Here is a 23,113-nt window from a genome sequence, read left to right on the forward strand (position 1 = left end):
GCACGTCTCGCCGCATGCCGCAGTCTTCGAGCCGTCCCGCTCTGCGGGCAAATCGATCCAGTGGATCGATTTGAGGAGAGAAGGCCATGAGAGCTACGCTCGAATGGCAAGGAAACCGCCCGGCATCCCCGCGCGGCGCTTCGGCACGGGCATTTTCTTCTCCGAGTGGACCGACACACATATCAAGCTTTCTTTATATCCCGCTTGACCGGGATGGGTCCAAGTGTCACAAACCCACCCGAATAGCGTGTTTTTCAGCATTTTCGGCATTTTGGGGAACTTCACCTTGGCCCGTTCATCCTACCTCTTCACTTCGGAATCGGTTTCCGAAGGCCATCCCGACAAGGTCTGCGACCGGATCAGCGACGAAATCGTCGATCTGGTGTTCCGCGAGGCCAAGAAGACCGGCATGGACCCGTCCAAGGTGCGCATCGCCTGCGAAACCCTGGCAACCACCAACCGCGTCGTCATCGCGGGAGAAGTGCGCGTGCCCGAGACGCTGCTGAAGAAGGACAAGGACGGCAAGATCCTGCATGACGCGGCGGGCAATCCGGTGGTCAATCCATCCAAGTTCAAGTCTGCGGCCCGCAAGGCGATCCGGGCCATCGGCTACGAGCAGGCCGGGTTCCACTGGAAGACCGCCAAGATCGACGTGCTGCTGCATGGCCAGTCGGCCGATATCGCGCAAGGCGTCGATGAAAACGGCAACAAGGATGTGGGCGCGGGCGACCAGGGCATCATGTTCGGCTATGCCAGCCGCGAAACCCCAGAATTGCTGCCGGCGCCGATCTATTACGCGCACAAGATTCTCGAAGTGCTGACCATCGCCCGCAAGGAAGGCACCGGCCCCGCCAAGGTTCTCGGCCCCGATGCCAAGAGCCAGGTCACCGTGCGTTACGAAAACGGCAAGCCGGTCGGCGTCACCCAGATCGTGCTCTCCACCCAGCATATCGATGCCTCGCTGACCTCTGCCGACGTGCGCAAGATCGTCGAGCCCTATATCCGCGAAGCGCTGCCCGAAGGCTGGATCTCCAAGGACACCGTCTGGCACGTCAACCCGACCGGCAAGTTCGTCGTCGGCGGTCCCGATGGCGATGCAGGCCTGACCGGCCGCAAGATCATCGTGGATACCTATGGTGGCGCGGCCCCGCATGGCGGCGGCGCGTTTTCGGGCAAGGACCCCACCAAGGTCGACCGTTCGGCCGCTTACGCAGCGCGCTACCTGGCCAAGAACGTCGTCGCCGCCGGCCTTGCCGATCGCGCCACGATCCAGCTTAGCTATGCCATCGGCGTGGCCCAGCCGCTGTCGATCTATGTCGACCTGCACGGCACGGGCACGGTGGATGAGGAAAAGCTGGAAATCGCCCTGGGCAAGGTCATGGACCTGACCCCGCGCGGCATTCGCACCCATCTGGATCTCAACAAGCCCATCTATGCCAAGACTTCGGCCTATGGGCATTTCGGCCGCAAGGCGGGTCGCGACGGCTCGTTCTCCTGGGAAAAGACCGATCTGGTGAGCGCCCTCAAGGCTGCAGTAAAGTAATCCACGCTTCTGCGTTCGGCCCTATCCTGTCATGGATGGGGCCGAACCATTTTTGCCACGACCTCGTGGTGCAACGGTCCCATGAGGTCTGCGCCGTGACGAAATCCGACGACCATCAGCTTCCCAAAACCCTGAGTGGCGAGCCGCGCGCGTTTTTTGGCCGCCGCTCGGGCAAGAAGCTGCATGGCGGCCAGCAGGCGGAGTTCGACGCCACGCTGCCGGAGCTTGAAATCAAGCTCGACGGGTCGCTCGACCCGAAGACGCTGTTTCCCCAGGCCGAAAAAATCATCGTCGAGATCGGCTATGGGGGCGGGGAGCATCTGGCGCTGGAGGCCTCGCGTTCTCCAACCACCGGCTATATCGGGTGCGAAGTGTTCACCGGCGGCATCGGCAAGATGGTGCAGGCGGTCAATGCGCAGGGCTTGCGCAATGTGCGGCTCTATACCGACGATGCGTTCAAGCTGCTGCTGGCGCTGCCCGATGCGAGCCTGGATGAAGTTTATCTACTCTATCCCGATCCCTGGCCCAAGACGCGCCATCACAAGCGGCGGTTCGTATCGCCGACAACGCTGAGCGAATTGGCGCGAGTGATCCGGCCTAGTGGGGTGTTCCACTTCGCCAGCGATATCGAGGACTATGCCAACTGGACGCTGGCCCACATTCTGCGGGCGCCGGCGTTCAGCTTCGAGCCCAGGACACCGGGGGATTGGCACCAGCCCTATCCGGGCTGGCAGGCGACGCGCTACGAGCAAAAAGCCCGGCGCGAGGGGCGAATGGTGAGCTTCTATTTCACGTTCACGCGACGTTAACCCCAAAACGCCGAACGCAGTGTTATCGCCCACGTGTCAAAGTTTAATTCCCCTGGCTCTGGAAGACAGCGGACAAAGCCCCATATCGGGGCGAACAGACGACGAGGCTGCCATGTCCAACTATGCTCGCGACCCCAACGAACCAGACGAAATGCTGGTGGTGAAACCGGGCAAATGGACGCTGATCGTGATCACACGACTGCGCAAGGACAAGCGACGCTTCAATGAATTGCGCCGCGATATCGGCGCCATTTCGCAGAAGACCCTGACCGCGACACTGCGCGACCTGGAGCGCGACGGGTTTATCTCGCGCACCTTATTCCCCACCATTCCGCCGCGTGTAGACTACGAGCTGACGGATTTGGGGCATCATCTGCTGGATCTGGCCGATAGCTGGCGGCAGTTTGCACTGCAACACCGCACATCGGTGGAAGCGGCGCGGCAGCGATTCGATGCGGCCGGCGAAGGGGCGGTCATCCGCCTGCTCAGCAGCCACGACTGAATTTTGGAATTTTCCAATTCCGGCGCCGTCGGACAAAGCCGGCGGCGCCTGGACGGTCAGTCAGTGTGAGAGCGCGGACGCTCTGACGCGTGGTTGACGCTATGTCCAATGCTTAGAGGGCGACGGGCTTGAGGGTATCGGGCGTAAAGAGCTGCGATACCTTGGTGCCGTCAGACTGGATCACGAAGGCGCGGACGAGAGTGCCCCAGTGTTCGACCGAAGTGGCGTTGACGCCCTGCTCATGCAGGCGGGCCAGTACGGCGTCGGTATCCAGATAGTTGCCATCGGCATGGTTGGAGTTGCTGTTGCCCATGTCGTTGTCGGCGAAAGCGGGAGCAGCGACGCTGCCCATGGCAGCAACGGCGACGAGAGCGATGATTGCGGACTTGATCATTTTAGTGTTCCTTTCGTTTGAACACACCGTAGATGATCGTGGGTCAGGGCCGTCGCAAGATCAAAGATTCATGGAATCCGCCCTTGACGTTTGCGTCAAGATGCCGATGGTTTTCACAAGGATATCAAGGCGTTGTGGAGATACCCGGTATCTCGCGAGACACTGCGTATCATGGAAGTGACGGATTGCAGGCCGGGGCTTTGAGGGCGGCTGGACCCCATTTAAAGTCCCCGCGTATCCCTTCAAAGGAGACCGCCGTGCCCACCAGCGTCAAGATTTTGAAGACCGAAATGGTCACTCACAATGTGCGACACTATCGTGTAGAAAAGCCGAAAAATTTTCATTTCGGCCCTGGGCAGGCCACCGAAGTCAGTATCGACAAGGATGGCTGGCGCGACGAGAAGCGGCCATTCACCTTCACGAGCCTGCAGGATGAGCCGACGCTGGAGTTCACCATCAAGAGTTATCGCGACCATCCGGGCGTGACCAATGCGCTGTGGGGCCTGGAAGCCGGCGATAGTCTGCTGCTGCGCGATGTGTGGGGCACCATTCAATATAAGGGCGTCGGCACGTTCATCGCCGGGGGCGCGGGGGTGACGCCGTTCATAGCCATCCTGCGCAGCCTCAATGCCAAGGGCGGGCTCAAGGGCAATCGGCTGATCGTCTCCAACCAAACGGAGCGCGACATTATCCTGCGCGACGAGTTCGAGGCGATGGACGGGCTCGAAACGCTGTGGACCGTCACGGGCGATGCGAAATCCAAGCTGCTGCAGGAGCGGATCGACGTGGATTTCCTCAAGAGCCACATCACCGACTTCAAACAGAACTTCTACCTGTGCGGGCCCGACGCCATGGTCAAGGACCTGTGCGAGGCGCTGGAACAGCTGGGCGCCGATGTGTCGAGCGTGACCTGGGAGAAGTAGCCCGCCCTTGCGGCTTTCTGCGTTGCGCGCTATATAGGCCACAACATCTCAGCAAGTTTGCAGAGTGGGAGCCTCCCGGCCCCGCTCTTTTTTATTACCCAAGGACCGATGAGCTTCAACCTTACCGAACCGCGTTACATCAAGCAGACCGGGCTCGAAGCCCGCGTGGCGGCGATTGTCGAGCCGGTGGCCAATGGGCTGGGCTATGCGCTGGTGCGCATCAAGATCACCCAGGAAAATGGCTGCACGCTGCAGATCATGGCCGAAGACGAGACCGGGCGCTTCACCATCGTGGATTGTGAAAAGCTGAGCAAGGACGTGTCGCCGGCGCTGGACGTCGAAGACCCGATCGACCGCGAATATCACCTTGAGGTCTCCTCCCCGGGCATCGACCGGCCGTTGGTGCGAGCACGCGATTTCATCGCCTATATCGGCCATGAGGCACGGGTTGAGCTGGGCGACATGGTCAATGGCCGCAAGCGCTTCCGCGGCACCATCAAGGCCGCCGACGCCGACAGCTTCACCATCACCGTGCCGGACGCCCCGGCCGGGACTGATCCGGACCACAAGTTGTCCCTCAGCCTGCTGGGTGAGGCTAAACTGGTGATGACCGATGCGCTGATGGAAAAGGCGCGCATCGACCAGGAAGCCCATCCGATTGACGACGACGAAACCGAGACGATCGAAATTACCGATACGGACGAACCGACCTCCGAGGAGTTGAACTAATGGCCGTTAGCGCGAACCGACTGGAACTGCTGCAGATCGCAGATGCCGTTGCCCGCGAGAAATCGATCGACCGCATGGTGGTGATCGAAGCCATGCAGGACGCGATGGAAAAGGCCGCCAAGGGCCGCTACGGCGCCGAAACCGAAATCAAGGTCGAGATCAATCCGCGTTCGGGCGAAACCCGCATGTGGCGCCTCTTGGAAATCGTCGAAACGGTTGAAGAGAACAATCGCCAGGTTTCGCTCAAGGATGCGCTGCCCAAGAACCCGACCGCCAAGGTTGGCGACTTTCTGACCGAGCCACTGCCGCCGATGGAATTCGGGCGCATCGCCGCCCAGTCGGCCAAGCAGGTGATCGTGCAGAAAGTGCGCGATGCTGAGCGCGAGCGCATGTATGACGAATATTTCAACCGCATCGGCGAAATCGTCAACGGCACCGTCAAGCGTGTCGAATATGGCAATGTGATTGTCGATCTGGGTCGTGGCGAAGCCATCATCCGCCGCGACGAGCTGATCCCGCGCGAAATGTTCCGCTATGGCGATCGCGTGCGGGCCTATGTCTATGACGTGCGCCGCGAACAGCGCGGCCCGCAGATTTTCCTTTCCCGCACCCATCCGCAGTTCATGGCCAAGCTGTTCATGCAGGAAGTGCCCGAGATCTACGATGGCATCATCACCATCCGCTCGATCGCCCGCGATCCGGGGAGCCGGGCCAAGATTGCGGTGACGTCTTCGGACTCGTCCATCGATCCGGTCGGCGCTTGCGTTGGTATGCGTGGTTCGCGCGTGCAGGCCGTGGTGGCCGAGTTGCAGGGCGAGAAGATCGACATCATTCCGTGGACCGACACCATTGCGGACCTCGTCGTGAGCGCTCTGCAGCCGGCCGATGTGGCCAAGGTGGTGCTCGACGAGCAGGCCGAGCGCATCGAAGTGGTGGTTCCCGACGAGCAGCTGTCGCTGGCCATCGGCCGCCGTGGCCAGAATGTGCGTCTCGCTTCGCAACTGATCGGCTGGGATATCGACATCCTGACCGAGCAGGAAGAGAGCGAACGGCGCCAGAAGGAATTCACCGAACGTTCGACTTTGTTCATCTCCGCCCTTGACGTTGACGAGATGGTTGCCCAACTCTTGGCATCCGAAGGCTTCTCCTCGGTTGAGGAACTGGCCTATATCGACGTCAACGAAATCGCCACGATCGAGGGTTTCGACGAAGAAACCGCCGGCGAAATCCAGAATCGCGCCACCGAATATCTTGCCGCCATCGACCGGGGGCATGATGAAGAGCGCGTCAAGCTGGGCGTTGCGGACGAGCTTTATGAGATCAACGGGCTGACCGCCGCCATGCTGGTGGCTCTCGGCAAGGAAGAAATCCGCACCGTCGACGACTTTGCCGGTTGTGCCGCTGACGATCTCGTCGGCTGGAGCGAACGCAAGGACGGCGAGACCAAGCGCTTTGAAGGCACCTTCAAGGACTTCCCGGTCTCTCGCGAAGAAGCCGAAGACATGATCATGCAGGCCCGTATCAAGGCCGGCTGGATCGAAGCCGACGCCGAGCCCGTCGAGGAAGTTGGCGAGGTTGCAGAAGAAGCCGTCTGACGCGGACGTTGACGAGGGCCGCCCGGTGGGTCGGCGCCAGGATGCGACGCGGTTATGCGCCCTCACCCGGGCGGAATTGCCGATCCCGGAGCTGATCCGCTTCGTGCTCGGCCCCGACGGGGTGCTGGTGCCCGATACTGAGGCCAAGGCCGAAGGGCGGGGCGTGTGGATCACGCTCAGCCGCGAGGCAGTGGCCGAGGCGGTGAAAAAGAAAGTGTTCGGACGGAGCCTCAAGCAAGAGGTGGTTCTGCCCGACGACCTGCCGGGACTGACTCAATTGCGGCTGGAACAGCGCCTGTTTGCGGCGCTGGGCATGGCCCGCAAAGCCGGTCAGTTCACCTTCGGGGCGACCAAGGTGCGTGCCTTGCTGGAGAAGGGCGATCTGATCGCCCTGATCACCGCAAGCGACGCCTCCCCCGACGGGCGCAGCAAGATGACGGGGCCGTTAAAAGCCCTCCATCACGCGGCGCGGGAAGACGAAAAAGTAGGATTCGAGATACCTCATTTCGAAATGCTCACCAGTGAGCAATTGGGTTTGGCACTCGGGCTCGAAAATGTGATACATGCTGCGCTCATAAGAGGGGCGGCAGCCCAAGCGGCGCTCGAAAAAGCCAGGAGACTGGCCCGTTACAGCGCCAAACCGAGGGAAAATGACACCGGCCGCCATGCGGTTGACGGTGACGTTTTGCCAGACGAGACAAGATAGAGACGCGAGATACATGGCTGATAACGACGACAAGCGCACCGACGACACCTCTGGCGCTGGCAAGAAGACGCTGACATTGAAGGGCGGGCCGGGCCTCGGCAGTCGCCCTGGCATGGCACGTCCGCAGTCGCGCACCGTGGTTGTCGAGAAGCGCACACGCCGCGTTGCAACGCCGGGCGCTCCCAGTGGCGCGCCGCAGCGTCCGCAGGTGGCAACGCCCAGCGGCGGCGCTCCCGTGCAGAGCCAGCGTCCACCCCAGACACGGCCGGTTCAGAGCCAGCGCCCGGTCGCGGGCCTTTCGGCCGCCGAGGCCGAAGCGCGCCGCAACGTGCTGCGTGAGGCTGGTGCCCGCGCCGCCGAGGACCAGGCCCGTTTCGCCGCCGAGGAAGCGCGCCGCGTCGAGGACGATGCGCGCCGCCGCCAGGTTCGCGAAGACGCTGCCCGCCAGGACGAAGAGCGTCGCGCCAGCGAAGCGCCGGTGGCCGAAGAAGCTCCAGCGCCACAGGTCGAAGTTGCAGCCCCACCTCCGGTCGTGGCCGCCGAGACAGCAGCGCCTGTTGCGGTTCCCGTAGCCCGTCCGACCGAAGCCAGCGCAGCGCCGCAGGCGCGCCCGACCGAAGCTGCTCCCGCAGCGCCGTTCGTGCCGCCATCGCAGCGCAATGCCGGCCCGTCCAGCGTGCGTGTGGTCGCCGGCCGTCCCGGCCAGCCGCCGCGCCCGGTTTCGACCCGGCCCGCTGGCGATCGTCCCAATCCAAACGCGCGTCCGGAAAGCGAACGCGGCGCCGGCGCAGCTCTGCGCCCGAACGCCAATGCCCGCCCGTCGGGTACTGCCGGGGCCCGTCCTGCGGGAACCGCCGGAGCCCGTCCGGCCGGTGCCGGCATGGCGCCGATCGGAAATGTGCCGCCCGCACCGCCGAGCGAAGCCGATGGTCGCAAGATCCGTACCGGCGCGCCTTCGGCCCGGCCGACGACGGAAGCCGAACTCGAGAATGCCCGCCGCGCTGCGCGTGCGGCGCCCGAACGCCCGGTTCGCCGTGGCGACGAAGCCAATGCGCGTGGCCGCCTGACGGTGACCAATGCGGGCGTCGAGGGCGATCGCGACAAGGGGCCATCGCTGGCCGCCATGCGCCGCCGCCGCGACAAGAAGATGGGCCGCAACCAGCAGTCCGCGCCCAAGCTCAGCCGCGAAGTCATCATTCCTGAAGCCATCACGGTGCAGGAACTGGCGAACCGCATGGCCGAGCGCTCCGTGGTAGTCATCAAGATGCTGATGGCGCAGGGCACGATGGCGACGATCAACGACGTGATCGATAGCGATACCGCCGAACTGATCGCCATCGAATTGGGCCACACGGTGCGCCGTGTGTCCGATGCGGACGTGGAAGAAGGCCTCTATGACGTGCCGTCCGACGATCTGGCCGAAGACCTGACCGATCGCGCACCGGTGGTGACGATCATGGGTCACGTCGACCACGGCAAGACCTCGCTGCTTGACGCGATCCGCGAAGCCAATGTCGTGTCTGGTGAAGCCGGTGGCATCACCCAGCACATCGGCGCGTATCAGGTCGTCAAGAATGGCGCCAAGATCACCTTCCTCGATACCCCGGGCCATGAGGCGTTCACCGCCATGCGTGCCCGTGGCGCGCAAGCGACCGATATCGCGGTTCTGGTGGTGGCGGCGGATGACGGCGTGATGCCGCAGACGATCGAATCGATCAAGCATGCCAAAGCGGCCGGCGTTCCGATCATCGTGGCCATCAACAAGATGGACAAGCCATCGGCCAATCCGCAGCGCGTTCGCACCGAACTGCTGCAGCATGAAGTGTTCGTCGAATCGATGGGCGGCGACGTGCTGGACGTGGAAGTGTCAGCGGTGACCAAGGAAGGTCTCGACAAGCTGCTCGAAACGATCCTGCTGCAGGCCGAAGTGCTGGAACTCCGGGTGGCCCGTGACGGCCGCGCCGAAGGCCTGGTCATCGAAGCCAAGCTCGATCGCGGCCGCGGTGCGGTGGCGACGGTGCTGGTGCAGCGCGGGACCCTGGCGATCGGCGACATCGTCGTCGCCGGCACCGAGTTTGCCCGCGTGCGCGCGCTGATCAACGATCAGGGCGAGCAGGTCAAAGATGCCGGCCCATCGGTTCCGGTGGAAGTGCTTGGCTTTACCGGCGTGCCGAATGCGGGCGACCGCTTCTCGGTGGTCGAAAGCGAAGCGCGGGCCCGTGAAGTCACCGAATACCGTCAGCGCGCCATTCGCGAGAAGACGGCGGGCGGCGGCGCCACCAGCCTTGAGCAGATGATGAATCAGCTCAAGATTGCCGGCATTGCCAAGTTCCCGCTGATCATCAAGGGCGACGTGCAGGGTTCGGTCGAGGCGATCACCGCTTCGCTCAACAAGCTCTCCACCGATGAAGTTTCGGCGCAGATCCTGATGAGCGCGGTGGGTGGTATCACCGAGTCGGACGTGACCCTGGCGGCGGCATCAAGCGCCATCGTCATCGGCTTCAACGTGCGTGCCAATAAGCAGGCGAGCGATCTGGCGACGCGCGACGGCATCGAAATCCGCTATTACAACATCATCTACGATCTCGTGGATGACGTGAAGGCGGCGATGAGCGGTCTGCTCAAGCCCGAACGGCGCGAGACCTTCATCGGCAATGCGACGATCCTGGAAGTGTTCAACATCTCCAAGGTCGGCAAGGTTGCGGGTTGCCGCGTCACCGACGGCATCGTGGAACGCGGCGCCGGTGTGCGCCTGATCCGCGACAACGTCGTGGTGCACGAAGGCAAGCTATCGACGCTCAAGCGCTTCAAGGACGAAGTCAAGGAAGTCCAGACCGGCCAGGAATGCGGCATGGCCTTCGAGAAATACGAAGACATGCGCGCCGGCGACGTCATCGAATGCTTCCGCGTCGAGACCATCCAGCGCACGCTCTAGGCGTCAGCCAGCGTTCATCGCGAGACAATTAGAAGGGCACGGAGCAATCCGTGCCCTTTTTCCATTATGTGCTCATGTTGACATTGCTTAAGCGCTTCGAATAACTTTACACGATGCATATGTGCTTTATTGATGAGAGCGGCACTCCAGCCAAACTTGGTGCCGACAAGCCCCGATATTTTGTCCTCGCAGGGTTGGTTATACCCGAAGAGAGATGGCCAAAAGTCGCTCTGCAGCTCCGTGGACTTAAGGCGCGTTACAACTACTGGGGCGAACTTAAATGGCGGTTTTTTGCGCCCGGAAATAGGGGCGATGACAACCCAATGGCTGCGTGGGATCAAGCGCGGAGAAACGAATTTAGGGAGAAGCATTCAAGATCGTCTCAGGGGACAGATCTCTGAAAATCGTTGCCGGAATCTGCGACGCGCCGTTGGCCTACACAAGAGCGAACATCAACGAGCAAAACGACGTCTATTTTCAGACGTATAAGGTCGTGACCGAGCGATTCCAATACTATTTGCAAGACCTCCAAAAGGAAGCTGGCACCACGTTTCGCGGCATCATTATTGCGGATCACCGCGGCCACGACGACGACAAAAGGTTGCGGGTTCAGCACCAAAGGCTAGTGGAGGAAGATCGAACGAACACATCCACATACAAGAATATGGTAGAAGGTCTTTTCCTAGTACCCTCTCACATGAGCGTAGGAATACAGCTCGTCGATTTGGTTGCCGGCGCCAATTGGCGGCGCTTTGACTCTGGAGATACCTATTGGTTCGACAAGATCAGGCTGTCAATTCGCGCTCACAGAGATGGCAGAATTGACGGCTATGGAATAGCGCGCGTGCCGCACTATGGTTGGACTGGACATATTGAGGATTGACGCCGGGTGAAGCCGTAACTTCAACGTGCAAGCTGACGCACTCCCGGCTCCACAGTCGTACGCTAACCTATTGAAAAGTCAAGTATTTGCTAAGTGTTTGATTCGATTCGCTTTATGCGCCTCCGCGTCTGCGCCGAAATGAAAAAGGCCCAGTCCGAAGACTGGGCCTTTCGTGTCCAGGTCATTCCCGCGGGAGCGGAAAAGCGTCGTTTCGGGTGACTACGGAAGCCGAAACAAAGGTTCCCGCTCACGCGGGAATGACCTGGAGATGGGTTAGCTCTTGACGATCACCTGGGCGCCTGGCGAGACGCGTGCATAGAGGTCGATAATGTCCTGGTTCATCAAGCGGACGCAGCCCGAGGACACGTTGGTGCCGATGGAATAGGGCTCGGTGGTGCCGTGCAGCCGGAAATGGGTGTCATTGCCGCCGCGATAGAGATACAGCGCGCGAGCGCCGAGGGGATTCTCCAACCCGCCGGGCAGGCCACGCGCGTAATCGGCATAACGCTCAGGATCGCGCCGGATCATGTTGCCCGTCGGCGTCCAGGTCGGCCATTCGGCCTTGCGGCCGATGGTGGCGCGACCCTTGAACTGCAGGGCTTCCTCGCGGCCGACGCCGACGCCGTAGCGCATGGCCGTACCGCCAGCCTGGACCAGATAGAGGTGATGGCCGGGGGTGTCGATGACGATGGTGCCGGGCTTTTCGCCGCCATCATAGGCGACTTCCTGGCGCCACCACTGCGGGTCGACGCGGCGCAGGTCGACAGGCGGAATGGCGAAGGGCTCATTGGTCGGCGTCGAGTACATTGCGACATATTGCGGGTCGATCCGGGGACCTTCCGCGACGCGATTACGACCACCGGTGGCGCAAGCGGCAAGCGTCAGAGGCATTGCGATCATAAAGAGGCGGCGGCTGATCACGTCTCGGTCCTTTGGTAAGCGATTGTTCTGGTTAGCTAATGACGTATGCGGCGTCGGGGTGAGTTGTCGAGTGCAAGAAAGCATCACTCGCGCGCCGCCCGACTTTGGCCGCACTCAATCGCAGCTTTGTGAACGTCAAAGCGGTGTTGCGGCAACAACACAGGGTGGTTCGCAGAGGCGCAACAGATAGCCGTCGGGGTCAGCGACCACAAATTGGCGTTGTTGCAGCAGTGATTCGCCCCGCCGATAGCTGCGCATTTCCAGCGGCAGGACCAGAGCAATGCCATCCCCGGCCAATGCAGCCAGCATGGGATCGAGCGTCACCACGGTGATCTGCAGGTTCAGTCCCTGCCCGAGCGGGGTATTGGGTTCAATAGTGCGGAAGGCACGCCCTGCCCCGATCTGGTCGAGCATCAATTGTGCCGCGCCCAACTGGAGAAACGCAAAACCCTCTTCGGGGCGCTCATAGATTACCGCAAAACCCAGCACGTCGCGATAGAACCGGAGACTGGCGTTGCAGTCGCGCACGGCGAATTCCGGTATCAGCGCATTGAACACTACAGGCTCCATAACAAAAGAGCCCGGACATCGCTGTCCGGGCCCGATCCTTGTGCGCTGCCGAACTTACTCGGCGGCTTCGCCCTGGGCGACTTCCTTGCCGGTCGCCTGATCGACGACCTTCATGGAGAGGCGGACTTTGCCGCGCTCGTCGAAGCCCAACAGCTTGACCCAGACCTTATCGCCTTCCTTGACCACGTCGGTGGTCTTGGCAACGCGGGCTTCGGCCAGCTGGGAGATGTGCACGAGGCCATCCTTGGCGCCGAAGAAGTTCACGAAGGCGCCGAAATCAGCGGTCTTGACGACGGTGCCCTGGTAGATGGCGCCGACTTCGGCTTCGTCGGTGATCGAGCGGATCCACTTGATCGCAGCTTCGATCTGCGCGCCGTCCGAGGAGGCGATCTTGATCGTGCCATCGTCTTCGATGTTGATCTTGGCGCCGGTCTTTTCGACGATCTCGCGGATCACCTTGCCGCCGGTGCCGATCACTTCACGGATCTTGTCGGTCGGGATCTTCATGGTCTCGATGCGGGGAGCGAACTCGCCAACCTGCGAACGCGACGCGGTGATCGCCTTGGCCATTTCACCCAGGATGTGGATGCGGCCGCCCTTGGCCTGCTCGAGCGCGATCTTCATGATCTGCTCGGTGATGCCGGCGATCTTGATGTCCATCTGAAGGGACGTAACGCCCTCTTCGGTGCCAGCCACCTTGAAGTCCATGTCGCCGAGGTGATCTTCGTCACCCAGGATGTCGGACAGAACGGCGAACTTCTCGCCTTCCAGGATCAGGCCCATGGCGATACCCGCCACTGGACGCTTCATCGGCACGCCGGCATCCATCAGGGCGAGCGAGGTGCCGCAGACGGTTGCCATCGAGGAGGAACCGTTGGACTCGGTGATCTCCGACACCACGCGAATGGTGTAGGGGAATTCTTCGACCGAAGGACGGATCGGGTTGATGGCGCGCCAAGCAAGCTTGCCATGGCCGATTTCGCGGCGGCCCGGGGAGCCCATGCGCCCAGCTTCACCCACCGAGTATGGAGGGAAGTTGTAGTGCAGCAGGAAGTTCTGCTTGTAAGTGCCTTCGAGCGAGTCGATGTACTGCTCGTCATCGCCGGTGCCGAGGGTCGCAACGACCAGCGCCTGGGTTTCGCCACGGGTGAAGATAGCCGAACCATGGGTGCGCGGCAGGACGCCGACTTCGGACACGATCGGACGCACGGTGGTCAGGTCGCGACCATCGATGCGCAGGCCGGTATCGAGCACGTTCCAACGAACGACCTTGGCCTGCAGGTGCTTGAACACCGAACCAACGTCTTCAGCAGTCAGCTCGCCAGCTTCGACGCGGGCGGCGAAATGCTTCTTGGCGGTTGCCTTGACGGCGTCAACCGCAGCGTAGCGGTCTTCCTTCTTGGTGATCTTGTAGGCCGATCGGAGGTCGGCTTCGACCACGCCCAGCATTTCGGTTTCGACGGCGGAGTGATCCTCGGCCTCGAAATCGCGGGCATCCTTGGCGGCGAGTTCGGCCAGCTTGATGATGGCGGCGATGACCTTGCGGCTTTCGGCATGGCCGAACATCACGGCGCCGAGCATCACTTCTTCGCTCAGTTCCTGGGCTTCGGATTCAACCATCAGCACGGCGTCGTCGGTGCCGGCCATAACGAGGTCCAGCTTGGAGTCAGCACGACGGTCGACGGCGAGGTTGAGGACGTACTTGCCATCCACATAGCCGACGCGGGCAGCGCCGATCGGGCCCATGAAGGGCACGCCCGAAATGGTCAGCGCGGCGGAGGCGGCGACGATCGCCAGCACGTCCGGATTGTTTTCCATGTCATGCTGCAGCACGGTGATGACCACCTGGGTCTCATGCTTGTAGCCGGCGGGGAACAGCGGGCGAATCGGGCGGTCGATCAGGCGAGACGTCAGCGTCTCGTTCTCGGTCGGGCGGCCTTCACGCTTGAAATAGCCGCCCGGGATCTTGCCGGCGGCGAAGTATTTTTCCTGGTAGTTGACGGTCAGCGGGAAGAAATCGATGCCGGGCTTCGCGGTCTTGGCGCTGACAACGGTGGCCAGCAGCACGGTTTCGCCGAGAGTGGCGAGCACGGCGCCGTCAGCCTGGCGGGCGATCTTGCCGGTCTCGAGGGTGAGCGGCTGGCCGCCCCAATTGAGTTCGACTTTGTGGTGATCAAACATGTTTAACGTCTTTCCATCTCTGCTGAACGGCCCGGAGCGCGGCGCGTAGCGACCGCGTGACTATTCAGTGTGCACGCACCGGACAGGCACCCCATGTGCATGTCCCGGCTCAAAATCAGGCACTGTTTGCGCCCGGCGGGCTGACGAAACATGGGCAAGACAACAAGACGCTCCCCGATTTGTCTGGGGTGCCTCACGAAAACCAAAACCAAAGAACCTGATTTTGCGAGCGTGAGGCGGAGTGGGAGCGGCCAATAATCCTGCCATGCTCCGGCAATCGCCGGTCTACGCTTAGAGACTGTTTGCTAATTCTACTGCGACGGCCAACTGTCGGCGTTTTCTGCGCTTCCGGTGCTCACGTACAAAAGTACGTTCCGCTCCGGTTCTCGAAAGCCACCGCCATTTGACTCGCCACAGCGAATTTTCAAACGGTCTCTTATCGCCCATTTGCCACATCGGGCGGGGGCGACGGCGAATGCGGAGATTGGTCCCCGCATCCGCAATTCAGAACCGCGTCGGTTAGCGACGCAGGCCGAGACGCTCGATCAGGGTCTTGTAACGCGCGTCGTCGATCTTCTTGACGTAGTCGAGAAGGCGGCGGCGGGTGGAGACCAGACGGAGCAGACCGCGACGGGAATGGTTATCCTTGGCGTGGCCCTTGAAGTGCTCGGTGAGGTTGGCAATACGTTCCGACAGGATCGCGACCTGGACTTCGGGCGAGCCCGTATCATTGGCCTTGGTGGCGTATTCGCCGATCAGTTCGGTCTTGCGCTCAGCAGTAATCGACATCGGTATACCCTTTCAAAAGAGGATGGGTCGCCCCAGCAGGGATGTCGTCCAGGTGGGGCCGTGAAAACTTGGGCCCATTGAGCCAAAGTTGGGCTGCATATAGTGCAAAAGGGCCAGTAACGCCAGAATTTATTGCGCCAAGCCGAAGCCCGCCGACGCGGAACGCCAGCGGGCTCGGGCGGCAATAGCGGAAACTGTTGTCAGTACTTGGCGGTAGGATCGCTCGAGGGAAAACTCTCGTCCAGCGCCTCATCGGTCTTGTCCCAGTTCTTGGGCTTGTCGGCGTGGGAGTCCTTGCCGGCCGGGCGAACCTGGACCGGGGCGTCCTTGGGGCCGGGCTTCTTGCCGTTCTTGAGGGCGGCGGCGCCGGGCGTGGTTTTTTGCGCTTCGGTCATGATGACCTCCTATGGCTGGTCCTCGGTCAACGGGGTAGTGCCGGCAAGGTTGCGCCAAGCTTTGCGGCGGCTGGGAGTCTCTGGTAAAGAGCGCCCATGACCGAGATTATCGCCAATACCAAGAAGCTGTTCATCAAGACCTACGGGTGCCAGATGAACGTCTATGACAGTGACCGCATGGCCGACGCCTTGGCGCCGCACGGCTATGAGCCGACTGGCGACATCATGGCGGCCGACCTGGTGCTGCTCAACACCTGCCACATTCGCGAAAAGGCGAGCGAAAAGGTGTTTTCCGAGCTGGGCCGCATGAAGGAATTGCAAGACCTCCGCCGCGCCGCGGGGGCCGACCTGATGATCGGCGTCGCCGGTTGCGTGGCGCAGGCCGAGGGCGAGGAAATCGCCCGGCGGGCGCCGGTGGTCGACATGGTGTTCGGGCCGCAGAGCTATCATCGCCTGCCCGAGATGCTGAGCGAAGCCGCGTCACGGCGCAGCCTTCATCCCAGCCAGCAGCGGGCGGTGGTGGATACCGACTATCCTGAAGAAGACAAGTTCGAGCACCTGCCGGCCGCTTCCAAGGAAGTCACGATCAAGCGCGGGCTGACGGCCTTTTTGACGGTGCAGGAAGGCTGCGATAAATTCTGCGCGTTCTGTGTCGTGCCTTATACGCGCGGCTCTGAAGTGTCGCGGCCGGTGAGCCAAGTGCTGACCGAGGCGCGTAATCTCGTTGCTGCAGGGGTGAAGGAAATCACCCTGCTGGGGCAGAACGTGAATGCCTATCACGGGTTGGATGCGGCTGGGCGGACGGTCGGATTGGGCGAACTCGCCTATCTGCTGGCGGACATCGCCGGGCTGGAGCGCGTGCGCTATACGACCAGCCATCCGCGCGATATGGACGACGCCCTGATCGCGGCGCATCGCGACCTGGATATTTTGATGCCCTACCTGCACCTGCCGGTGCAGTCGGGCTCCGACACTATGCTCAAGGCGATGAACCGGCGGCACACGGCGGCCGAGTACCTCAGGACCATCGAGCGCATCAAGACGGCGCGGCCGGACATGGCGCTATCGGGCGATTTCATCGTCGGGTTTCCGGGCGAGACCGAGCAGGATTTCGAGGACACGCTGAGCATCATCCGCGACGTGGGTTATGCATCGGCCTATTCGTTCAAATACTCGACGCGGCCGGGCACGCCGGGCGCGAACCTGGGCGGCCAGATCGCCGAGGAGATCAAGACCGAGCGACTGCATCGACTGCAGGACCTGGTCAACGCGCAGACCACGGCGTTTCATGCCGCCTGCGTGGGCAAGACCATGCCGGTGCTGATCGAGCGGCCGGGGCGGATGCCGGGACAGGTGGGCGGACGCTCGCCCTACCTGCAAGCGGTGCATCTGGACGGGAGCCCCGATCTGATCGGCGCGATCCACCAGGTAGAAATCGTCGGCACCAGCACCAACTCGCTGGTGGGGCGGCTCAAAGTCGCACAGGCGGCCTAGGCGTAGGCCAACCAGCCTTTGAAACTCAGGCCGGCATAGAACAGGCTGACATCGGAAAACCCGGCCTCGCGCAACAGGGCTTCGTCGTCCTCGGGCGACAGGATGGAGAGCCTGGTGCCGATCGCCTGTCTGGCGCTTTCCACATTGGCGGGGTCGGTGCCGCCGAAGGCGACGTGGCGGGCGATCCACAGGGATCGTTCGGGCTCGGTTTGCGGAAAGCTGATATGGGCGACCACGAAGGGTGCGCCCGGCACCAGGCGATGATGGACTTGGCGCAGGGTGTCGAGCCGCCTCTCGCGGGGCACGAAATGCAGGGTCAGCAGGCAGGTGGCGCCGTCGAATGGGCCGATCGGGGCGGAGTCGATATAGCCTTGTTGCAGCTCAATCCGGGTAGCGTGCGGTTCCACGATCTGCGCCGCAACCGCCAGCATGTCGGCCGAGGGGTCGATGCCGGCAAACGTCCAGCGCGGGTGATCGTCGGCGAGGGTTTTCAGCTCCAGGCCGCCCCCTGCCCCCAGTACCAGGATTTTTCCCTCGGCGGGGACGCGCTCGGCCAGCAGCATCGAAGTCATGCGCTGCAGGCCGGCGAAGCCGGGAACCTGGCGGGGCGGGCCTTCGGCATAGGACCGCGCGTGGTCGGCGTTAAAGGCTGACGCGGCAGGCAAAGGGTGATCGTTTCTCATGTAACATTTATTGTTACAAATGGCGTCTCAATGTCAAGCCTGCTGAACTGTTCCCCAAGCCTCTTGTCTCGGTCCTGAGCAGTCACAATATTGCTACAGACACGGAACGCAAATCCGCCTAGCCTCTTGAGTCTAACGCGGTGCAAGCCCGCACCGTGTTCCCCCGAGCGCGGGGCAACCCGCGCCACTTCATTGTGGAGCCATTCTAGTTTGAGCAGGCATTTGTCCCCGACCGCAGACAACGCACTCGCATCCCAACTTGAACTCGCTTTTGAAGACAATCGGCTCGCCGCCCAGTTGTACGGCGATTTCGACCAGAACCTTGCCTTGATCGAACAAAGGCTGAAGGTTTCGGCAACTCCGCGCGGCAATCACGTACTGATCAAGGGTGCCGCAAGCAGCGTCGACCAGGCGCGCCGCGTGCTGGAATCGCTCTACGGCGTTTTGGAAGAAGGCCGATCGGTCGAGATTTCCGACGTCGATGGCGTCATCCGCATGATCGAAACCGAAGACAGCCAACTCACCCTGCCCACGCTGGAGCGCAAGGGAAAAGTGCGCATGGCACAGATCGCCACGCGCAAATCCACCGTCGTCGCCCGCACGCCGGCACAGGATGCCTATATGCGCGCCATGGAGCGCTCCGAACTGGTGTTTGGCGTAGGCCCAGCCGGTACGGGCAAGACTTATCTGGCGGTAGCACATGCGGCGAGCCTGCTCGAACGCGGCGATATCAACCGCATCATCCTGTCGCGTCCGGCTGTGGAAGCCGGTGAGCGGTTGGGCTTTTTGCCCGGCGACATGAAGGAAAAGGTCGATCCCTATCTGCGCCCGCTCTATGACGCGCTCTACGACATGATGAAGCCGGAAAACGTCGAACGGTGCCTGACCTCGGGCATTATCGAAGTCGCGCCACTCGCCTTCATGCGCGGGCGGACGCTGGCGAATGCCGTCGTCATCCTCGATGAGGCGCAGAACACCACCTCGATGCAGATGAAGATGTTTTTGACCCGTTTGGGTGAGAACTCGAAGATGATCGTCACCGGCGATCCGACCCAGGTCGACCTGCCGCGCGGCGAGAAATCGGGGCTGGTGGAGGCCGTGGGGCTGCTCGACGGCGTCGAGGGCGTGCATATCAGCCGCTTCAACGATAAGGACGTGGTGCGCCACGCTCTCGTCGGGCGCATCGTGCGTGCCTACGAGGCCGACACAGCCAAGCGGCTCGCCGACAAGGCCACCGAAGGGGTCGTGCGCTGACTGCTTCGCCACTGCACATCGACATCAATCGCAATGATGAAGCCTGGCCGGAGGATCTTGATCCTCTGGCCGAGCGCGCCGTGCTGGAGGCACTCAAGCAATCCAAAGCCAAGGTCAAGGGCGCGGCGGAACTGTCGATCCTGCTGACCAATGACGAGGAGCAGCACGAGCTCAACAAGCAGTGGCGCGGCAAGGATTCGTCCACCAATGTGCTGAGCTTTCCGCAGATAGAGCCATTTGGCCCCGTCGTCGGCATTCTGGGCGATATAACGCTGGCGCGCGAAACGCTGGAGCGGGAAGCCGCCGATCAAGGCGTGACCTTCGAAGCGCATTTCACCCATCTGGTGGTGCATGGGTTCCTGCACATTCTGGGCTATGATCATCTCAACGATGAGGAGGCAACCGAGATGGAAAGCCTCGAAACGCGCATATTGGCCACATTGGGGATCGACGACCCCTATGCCGATTAGCGCAGCCCCCCTATATTACTCCACGCATTATCCCGTTTTGAGAACAGATAGCTGCTCCTTGGGCGGCGAGAGACCATGAACGACAGCGACAGTTTGGTGCCGCGCGCACCCGAAAACCCCGAGCCTCCTTCTAGTCCCGCCTCCGCGCCTGCGCGGGGGCCCTCGATCTGGAATCGCTTCCGCGCCATGCTGGCCCGCGGCACGGTTTCACTGCGCGACGACCTGCAAGTCGCACTCGACGAGCAGGGGAGCGCAGAGACTGCGGACTTCTCCGAGAGCGAGCGGACGATTCTGCAGAATGTGCTGAAGCTCTCCAACGTGTCGGTGGCCGACGTGATGGTGGAACGAAGCGACATACAGGCTGCCGGTATTGATATCAATCTTGGCGCTTTGCTGGGGAAATTCCGTCAGGTCGGCCATTCGCGCATGCCGATCTATGAGGACGGGCTCGATAACATTATCGGCTTCATCCACGTCAAGGACGCGCTGCAGCGTATCACCGAGCCGGTAGCCGATCCGACCAAGGATATCCCGGTCAAGCTGGTTTCGGCGGCGCTCAAGCAGAAGATCAACAGGCTCGACCTGCTGCGCACGGCGATGTTCGTGCCCACCACCATGCCGGTGGGCGACCTGCTGCAGTCGATGCGCGCCAGCCGCGTGCATATGGCCATCGTGGTGGACGAGTATGGCGGCACCGATGGCCTTGTGACCATTGAGGACCTGCTGGAGGCCGTCGTCGGCGATATCGAGGACGAGCACGACGAGTTGGAAGCGGCGCTGATCCGCAAGGTGGGCGTCGATACTTATATCGCCGACGCGCGGGCGGAGCTGAGCGATGTGCGCACGCTGATCGGGCCGGATTTCGATCCGGGCGAATATGGCGACGAGGTCGACACCATTGGCGGGCTGGTGTTCGATCTGGCCGGCCATGTGCCCAAGCGCGGCGAGAAAGTGACGCGGCTCGAGGGTTTTGAATTCGAAGTGCTGGCGGCCGATAGCCGGCGCATCAAGCGGCTGCGCATTCGCCGCAAGGCAAGCGAGACCGAAACGCTGGCGATTACCGACCAGCGCAGCGACAGCGAAAAAGCGGCGGCAGCGGAGTAGACCCATGACCTTGCATCGGCTCGAGCCCAGCGTGTGGCACAACGTGCTGGGCACGCTGCCGGCGGCCCTGACCGTGGCGGATGGCGACAGCGTGGTAACGCAGACGCTGGATGCGGCTGGGTTTGACAAGGACGGGGTCAGCCGTGCCCACGGTCCCAATCCGATGAACGGGCCGATTTTTATTACTGGCGCAGAACCGGGCGATGCGCTGTGTGTCGAGATCGTACGGATGACGCCGATCCGCGACCGGGGCTGGACCCGTGCGGTGCTGGCCGGGAACGTGGTCGATCCGGAACGCGTGCGGACTTTGCCATCGGCGGATCGGGTGCAGTGGATTATCGAGAACGGCACGGCGCGGCTGGAGCAGCCGGTGGCCGGACTTGAGCATCTGGTGCTGCCGCTGGGGCCGATGATCGGCTGTTTCGGAGTGGCGCCGAGCCTGGGACAGGCATTTTCGACCGCCACCAGCGCCGAGAATGGCGGCAATATGGATTATCGCGGCTTCGGCCCCGGCGCCAAGGTGTGGTTTCCGGTGGCGGTGCCTGGGGCGTTGTTCTTCCTCGGCGACTGCCATGCCATCCAGGGCGATGGCGAGATTGTCGGCACCGGCGTGGAGACGGCGTTCGAAGTCGAAGTGCGGCTGAGCGTGGTCAAGGCGCGCAAACAGGTCTGGCCGCGGGGCGAGACGGCGGAGGCGATCTTCACGGTGGGCAATGCGCGGCCGTTGGATCAGGCGCTGCAACATGCCACGACGGAAATGCTGGACTGGCTGATGACCGATTATGGCTTGAGCGCCACGGCGGTGAGCCATCTGCTGGGGCAGGTGGTGCGCTACGAGGTCGGCAATGTATTCGATCCGGCCTATACGATGGTGTGCAAGGTCGAGAAGAAGTGGTTGCCGCCGCAGGTGGTGTAATCACCGCGCAAGCAACACCCACGATCTGTCCCCGGACTTGATCCGGGGATCATTCTCAGCTTGTGCCGTACTGAGAGTGGCCCGCGGATCAAGTCCGCGGGAAGGTCAGTGGGTGGGTGAGAACGTGGCAAACAAAAGCCCCGGCGATGTGATCACCGGGGCTTTGGCTTGCTGCTAGACTGCTAAATTAGACCTGCTGCACGGCTTCGACGCCGGGAACGAAATGGCGGAGCAGATTTTCGATGCCATTCTTGAGGGTGGCGGTCGAGGAGGGGCAACCGGAACATGCACCCTGCATGTGAAGGAAGACCGTGCCTTCCTTATAGCCTTTGAAGATGATGTCGCCGCCGTCCATGGCCACCGCAGGGCGGACGCGGGTCGATAGCAACTCCTTGATCACTTCGACGGTCTCGCTGTCTTCGGCTTCGAAGAACTCTTCGCCACCGTAGACTTCCGTAGCCACGCCGGAGGTGTTTTCCATGATCACCGGCTTGCCGGAGAGGAAGTGGTCCATGATGACGCCGAGAATCGCCGGCTTGATATGAGCCCAGTTGGTATCGTCCTTGGTCACCGATATGAAATCGGAACCCAGGAACACGCCACTGACGCCGGAAATGGCGAACAGGCCCATAGCCAGCGGCGAGATCGCCGCGGCTTCTGGATTACGGAAATCGCGCGGTTCGCCCTCGAGCACGTCGCGGCCGGGAAGGAACTTGAGGGTCGCCGGATTGGGTGTGGCTTCGGTCTGGATGAACATGAAAGTATCCTCGCGGCAAGGGCGCGGTAAGAATTAGAATGCTTCTAAAATAGTGTTTTTGGGCGCGGAAGCAAGGGGGATTCGGCCTAGCAGATGGCGATGATTTCCTCGTCAGTCATGCGGCCGGGGACGATGGTCAGGGGGATTGGCAAGGCGTTGGCCCGGTTGGCGAAATGCAACACCAGCGGGCCGGGACCGTCGGCCGAGACGGAGGCCGCGAGCGCCAGGATGGCTATATCGCGGTCTTCGCCGATGACGCGCTCGATCTGCTCGGCCGCGTCACCCTCGCGAATGACCGATTCCACCTTGATGTCGCCAATGTCCCTGAGACGGGCCAGGCGGACGTCCAGATTGCGCTCGGCCTCCTCGACGGCCTCGGCGCGCAGAACATCCTCGACGCCCAGGCCAACAAAGCCGGGGGGCTCGACCACGCTCATCAGCACAACCGTGCCGCCGGTACGCTTGGTGCGGTACGCGGCAAAGGTGAGGGCGCGGTCGCATTCGGGCGTTTCGTCGATGACGACGAGGAATTTGCGCCGGTATTCGCTGTGTTCGGCCAT

The 23,113-nt window shown here is 62.0% G+C and carries 25 protein-coding genes; 16 read left to right on the plus strand and 9 right to left on the minus strand.

Annotation, left to right across the window (positions count from 1 at the left end; translation table 11 throughout):
- The 4 genes from ABIB57_RS25960 to ABIB57_RS25975 all read left to right on the plus strand — a co-directional run.
- A partial coding sequence (locus tag ABIB57_RS25960) for a hypothetical protein (protein ID WP_354044306.1) occupies positions 1-208 on the plus strand: 208 nt, incomplete at its 5' end.
- A 78-nt stretch (positions 209-286) separates the two neighbouring features.
- Positions 287-1,543, plus strand: coding sequence for a methionine adenosyltransferase (metK, locus tag ABIB57_RS25965; RefSeq protein ID WP_354044308.1), 1,257 nt, complete (start codon positions 287-289; stop codon positions 1,541-1,543).
- A gap of 95 nt (positions 1,544-1,638) precedes the next feature.
- Positions 1,639-2,352: a tRNA (guanosine(46)-N7)-methyltransferase TrmB gene (gene trmB / locus ABIB57_RS25970; protein WP_354044309.1), complete on the plus strand. Its 714-nt coding sequence runs from the start codon at positions 1,639-1,641 to the stop codon at positions 2,350-2,352.
- A gap of 112 nt (positions 2,353-2,464) precedes the next feature.
- Positions 2,465-2,854, plus strand: a complete 390-nt coding sequence (locus ABIB57_RS25975; RefSeq protein ID WP_354044311.1) for a winged helix-turn-helix transcriptional regulator — start codon at positions 2,465-2,467, stop codon at positions 2,852-2,854.
- A gap of 112 nt (positions 2,855-2,966) precedes the next feature.
- On the opposite strand, the gene ABIB57_RS25980 is transcribed toward ABIB57_RS25975, so the two are convergent.
- The gene (locus ABIB57_RS25980; protein ID WP_354044312.1) at positions 2,967-3,248 is read right to left on the minus strand and encodes a hypothetical protein; all 282 of its coding nucleotides are present in this window, start codon (positions 3,246-3,248) and stop codon (positions 2,967-2,969) included.
- A gap of 257 nt (positions 3,249-3,505) precedes the next feature.
- Between ABIB57_RS25980 and ABIB57_RS25985 the strand changes: the two genes are divergently transcribed.
- From ABIB57_RS25985 to ABIB57_RS26015, 7 genes are all read left to right on the plus strand, one after another.
- The gene (locus ABIB57_RS25985) at positions 3,506-4,171 is read left to right on the plus strand and encodes an FAD-binding oxidoreductase (protein WP_354044314.1); all 666 of its coding nucleotides are present in this window, start codon (positions 3,506-3,508) and stop codon (positions 4,169-4,171) included.
- A gap of 108 nt (positions 4,172-4,279) precedes the next feature.
- Positions 4,280-4,900, plus strand: coding sequence for a ribosome maturation factor RimP (gene rimP / locus ABIB57_RS25990; RefSeq protein WP_299727481.1), 621 nt, complete (start codon positions 4,280-4,282; stop codon positions 4,898-4,900).
- Positions 4,900-6,495, plus strand: coding sequence for a transcription termination factor NusA (gene nusA / locus ABIB57_RS25995; protein ID WP_354044315.1), 1,596 nt, complete (start codon positions 4,900-4,902; stop codon positions 6,493-6,495). The genes rimP and nusA overlap by 1 nt, the downstream gene beginning before the upstream one ends.
- Positions 6,476-7,201: an RNA-binding protein gene (locus ABIB57_RS26000; protein WP_354044317.1), complete on the plus strand. Its 726-nt coding sequence runs from the start codon at positions 6,476-6,478 to the stop codon at positions 7,199-7,201. Before nusA ends, ABIB57_RS26000 begins: the two co-directional genes overlap by 20 nt.
- Before the next feature lie 13 nt (positions 7,202-7,214).
- The gene (infB, locus tag ABIB57_RS26005) at positions 7,215-10,136 is read left to right on the plus strand and encodes a translation initiation factor IF-2 (protein ID WP_354044318.1); all 2,922 of its coding nucleotides are present in this window, start codon (positions 7,215-7,217) and stop codon (positions 10,134-10,136) included.
- A gap of 119 nt (positions 10,137-10,255) precedes the next feature.
- Positions 10,256-10,537 (plus strand): DUF3800 domain-containing protein, encoded by a 282-nt coding sequence (locus ABIB57_RS26010; protein WP_354044319.1) that lies wholly within the window; start codon positions 10,256-10,258, stop codon positions 10,535-10,537.
- A 29-nt stretch (positions 10,538-10,566) separates the two neighbouring features.
- Entirely contained in the window at positions 10,567-11,019 is a 453-nt protein-coding gene (locus ABIB57_RS26015) for a DUF3800 domain-containing protein (protein ID WP_354044321.1), read from the plus strand.
- Positions 11,020-11,292: 273 nt separating this feature from the next.
- Here ABIB57_RS26015 and ABIB57_RS26020 read toward each other — a convergent pair whose 3' ends face one another.
- The 5 genes from ABIB57_RS26020 to ABIB57_RS26040 all read right to left on the minus strand — a co-directional run bounded on the left by ABIB57_RS26020 (position 11,293) and on the right by ABIB57_RS26040 (position 15,875).
- The gene (locus ABIB57_RS26020; protein WP_354044322.1) at positions 11,293-11,919 is read right to left on the minus strand and encodes a L,D-transpeptidase; all 627 of its coding nucleotides are present in this window, start codon (positions 11,917-11,919) and stop codon (positions 11,293-11,295) included.
- 156 nt (positions 11,920-12,075) lie between these two features.
- The gene (locus tag ABIB57_RS26025; RefSeq protein WP_354044323.1) at positions 12,076-12,498 is read right to left on the minus strand and encodes a bleomycin resistance protein; all 423 of its coding nucleotides are present in this window, start codon (positions 12,496-12,498) and stop codon (positions 12,076-12,078) included.
- 66 nt (positions 12,499-12,564) lie between these two features.
- A complete protein-coding gene (gene pnp, locus ABIB57_RS26030) occupies positions 12,565-14,691 on the minus strand; it encodes a polyribonucleotide nucleotidyltransferase (protein WP_354044325.1) in 2,127 nt (708 codons plus the stop codon).
- Positions 14,692-15,210: 519 nt separating this feature from the next.
- Positions 15,211-15,480: a 30S ribosomal protein S15 gene (gene rpsO, locus ABIB57_RS26035; RefSeq protein ID WP_299727505.1), complete on the minus strand. Its 270-nt coding sequence runs from the start codon at positions 15,478-15,480 to the stop codon at positions 15,211-15,213.
- A gap of 200 nt (positions 15,481-15,680) precedes the next feature.
- Positions 15,681-15,875, minus strand: coding sequence for a hypothetical protein (locus tag ABIB57_RS26040; protein WP_354044326.1), 195 nt, complete (start codon positions 15,873-15,875; stop codon positions 15,681-15,683).
- Between the two features lie 96 nt (positions 15,876-15,971).
- On the opposite strand from ABIB57_RS26040, the gene miaB reads away from it, so the two are divergent.
- A complete protein-coding gene (gene miaB / locus ABIB57_RS26045) occupies positions 15,972-17,369 on the plus strand; it encodes a tRNA (N6-isopentenyl adenosine(37)-C2)-methylthiotransferase MiaB (RefSeq protein ID WP_354044328.1) in 1,398 nt (465 codons plus the stop codon).
- Here the strand turns inward: miaB and ABIB57_RS26050 are convergent.
- A complete protein-coding gene (locus ABIB57_RS26050) occupies positions 17,366-18,052 on the minus strand; it encodes a class I SAM-dependent methyltransferase (protein WP_502914486.1) in 687 nt (228 codons plus the stop codon). The two genes, miaB and ABIB57_RS26050, sit on opposite strands and share 4 nt — an antisense overlap.
- A 192-nt stretch (positions 18,053-18,244) precedes the next feature.
- Between ABIB57_RS26050 and ABIB57_RS26055 the strand changes: the two genes are divergently transcribed.
- The 4 genes from ABIB57_RS26055 to ABIB57_RS26070 all read left to right on the plus strand — a co-directional run bounded on the left by ABIB57_RS26055 (position 18,245) and on the right by ABIB57_RS26070 (position 21,796).
- The gene (locus ABIB57_RS26055; protein ID WP_502914487.1) at positions 18,245-19,306 is read left to right on the plus strand and encodes a PhoH family protein; all 1,062 of its coding nucleotides are present in this window, start codon (positions 18,245-18,247) and stop codon (positions 19,304-19,306) included.
- Positions 19,307-19,329: 23 nt separating this feature from the next.
- On the plus strand, positions 19,330-19,776 hold the full coding sequence (ybeY, locus tag ABIB57_RS26060; protein WP_502914488.1) for an rRNA maturation RNase YbeY: 447 nt from the start codon (positions 19,330-19,332) through the stop codon (positions 19,774-19,776).
- A gap of 75 nt (positions 19,777-19,851) precedes the next feature.
- On the plus strand, positions 19,852-20,880 hold the full coding sequence (locus ABIB57_RS26065; RefSeq protein WP_354044331.1) for a hemolysin family protein: 1,029 nt from the start codon (positions 19,852-19,854) through the stop codon (positions 20,878-20,880).
- Positions 20,881-20,884: 4 nt separating this feature from the next.
- Positions 20,885-21,796 carry an acetamidase/formamidase family protein gene (locus ABIB57_RS26070; RefSeq protein WP_354044332.1) on the plus strand — a complete coding sequence of 304 codons (912 nt, stop codon included), beginning with the start codon at positions 20,885-20,887 and terminating at the stop codon, positions 21,794-21,796.
- A 187-nt stretch (positions 21,797-21,983) separates the two neighbouring features.
- Here the strand turns inward: ABIB57_RS26070 and ABIB57_RS26075 are convergent, their stop codons facing one another.
- Together ABIB57_RS26075 and ABIB57_RS26080 are read right to left on the minus strand one after the other, a co-directional pair.
- Positions 21,984-22,553, minus strand: coding sequence for a NifU family protein (locus tag ABIB57_RS26075; RefSeq protein WP_354044333.1), 570 nt, complete (start codon positions 22,551-22,553; stop codon positions 21,984-21,986).
- An 86-nt stretch (positions 22,554-22,639) separates the two neighbouring features.
- A complete protein-coding gene (locus tag ABIB57_RS26080) occupies positions 22,640-23,113 on the minus strand; it encodes a universal stress protein (protein WP_354044335.1) in 474 nt (157 codons plus the stop codon).

This window comes from Devosia sp. UYZn731 (genome assembly GCF_040546795.1).
GTDB lineage: Bacteria > Pseudomonadota > Alphaproteobacteria > Rhizobiales > Devosiaceae > Devosia.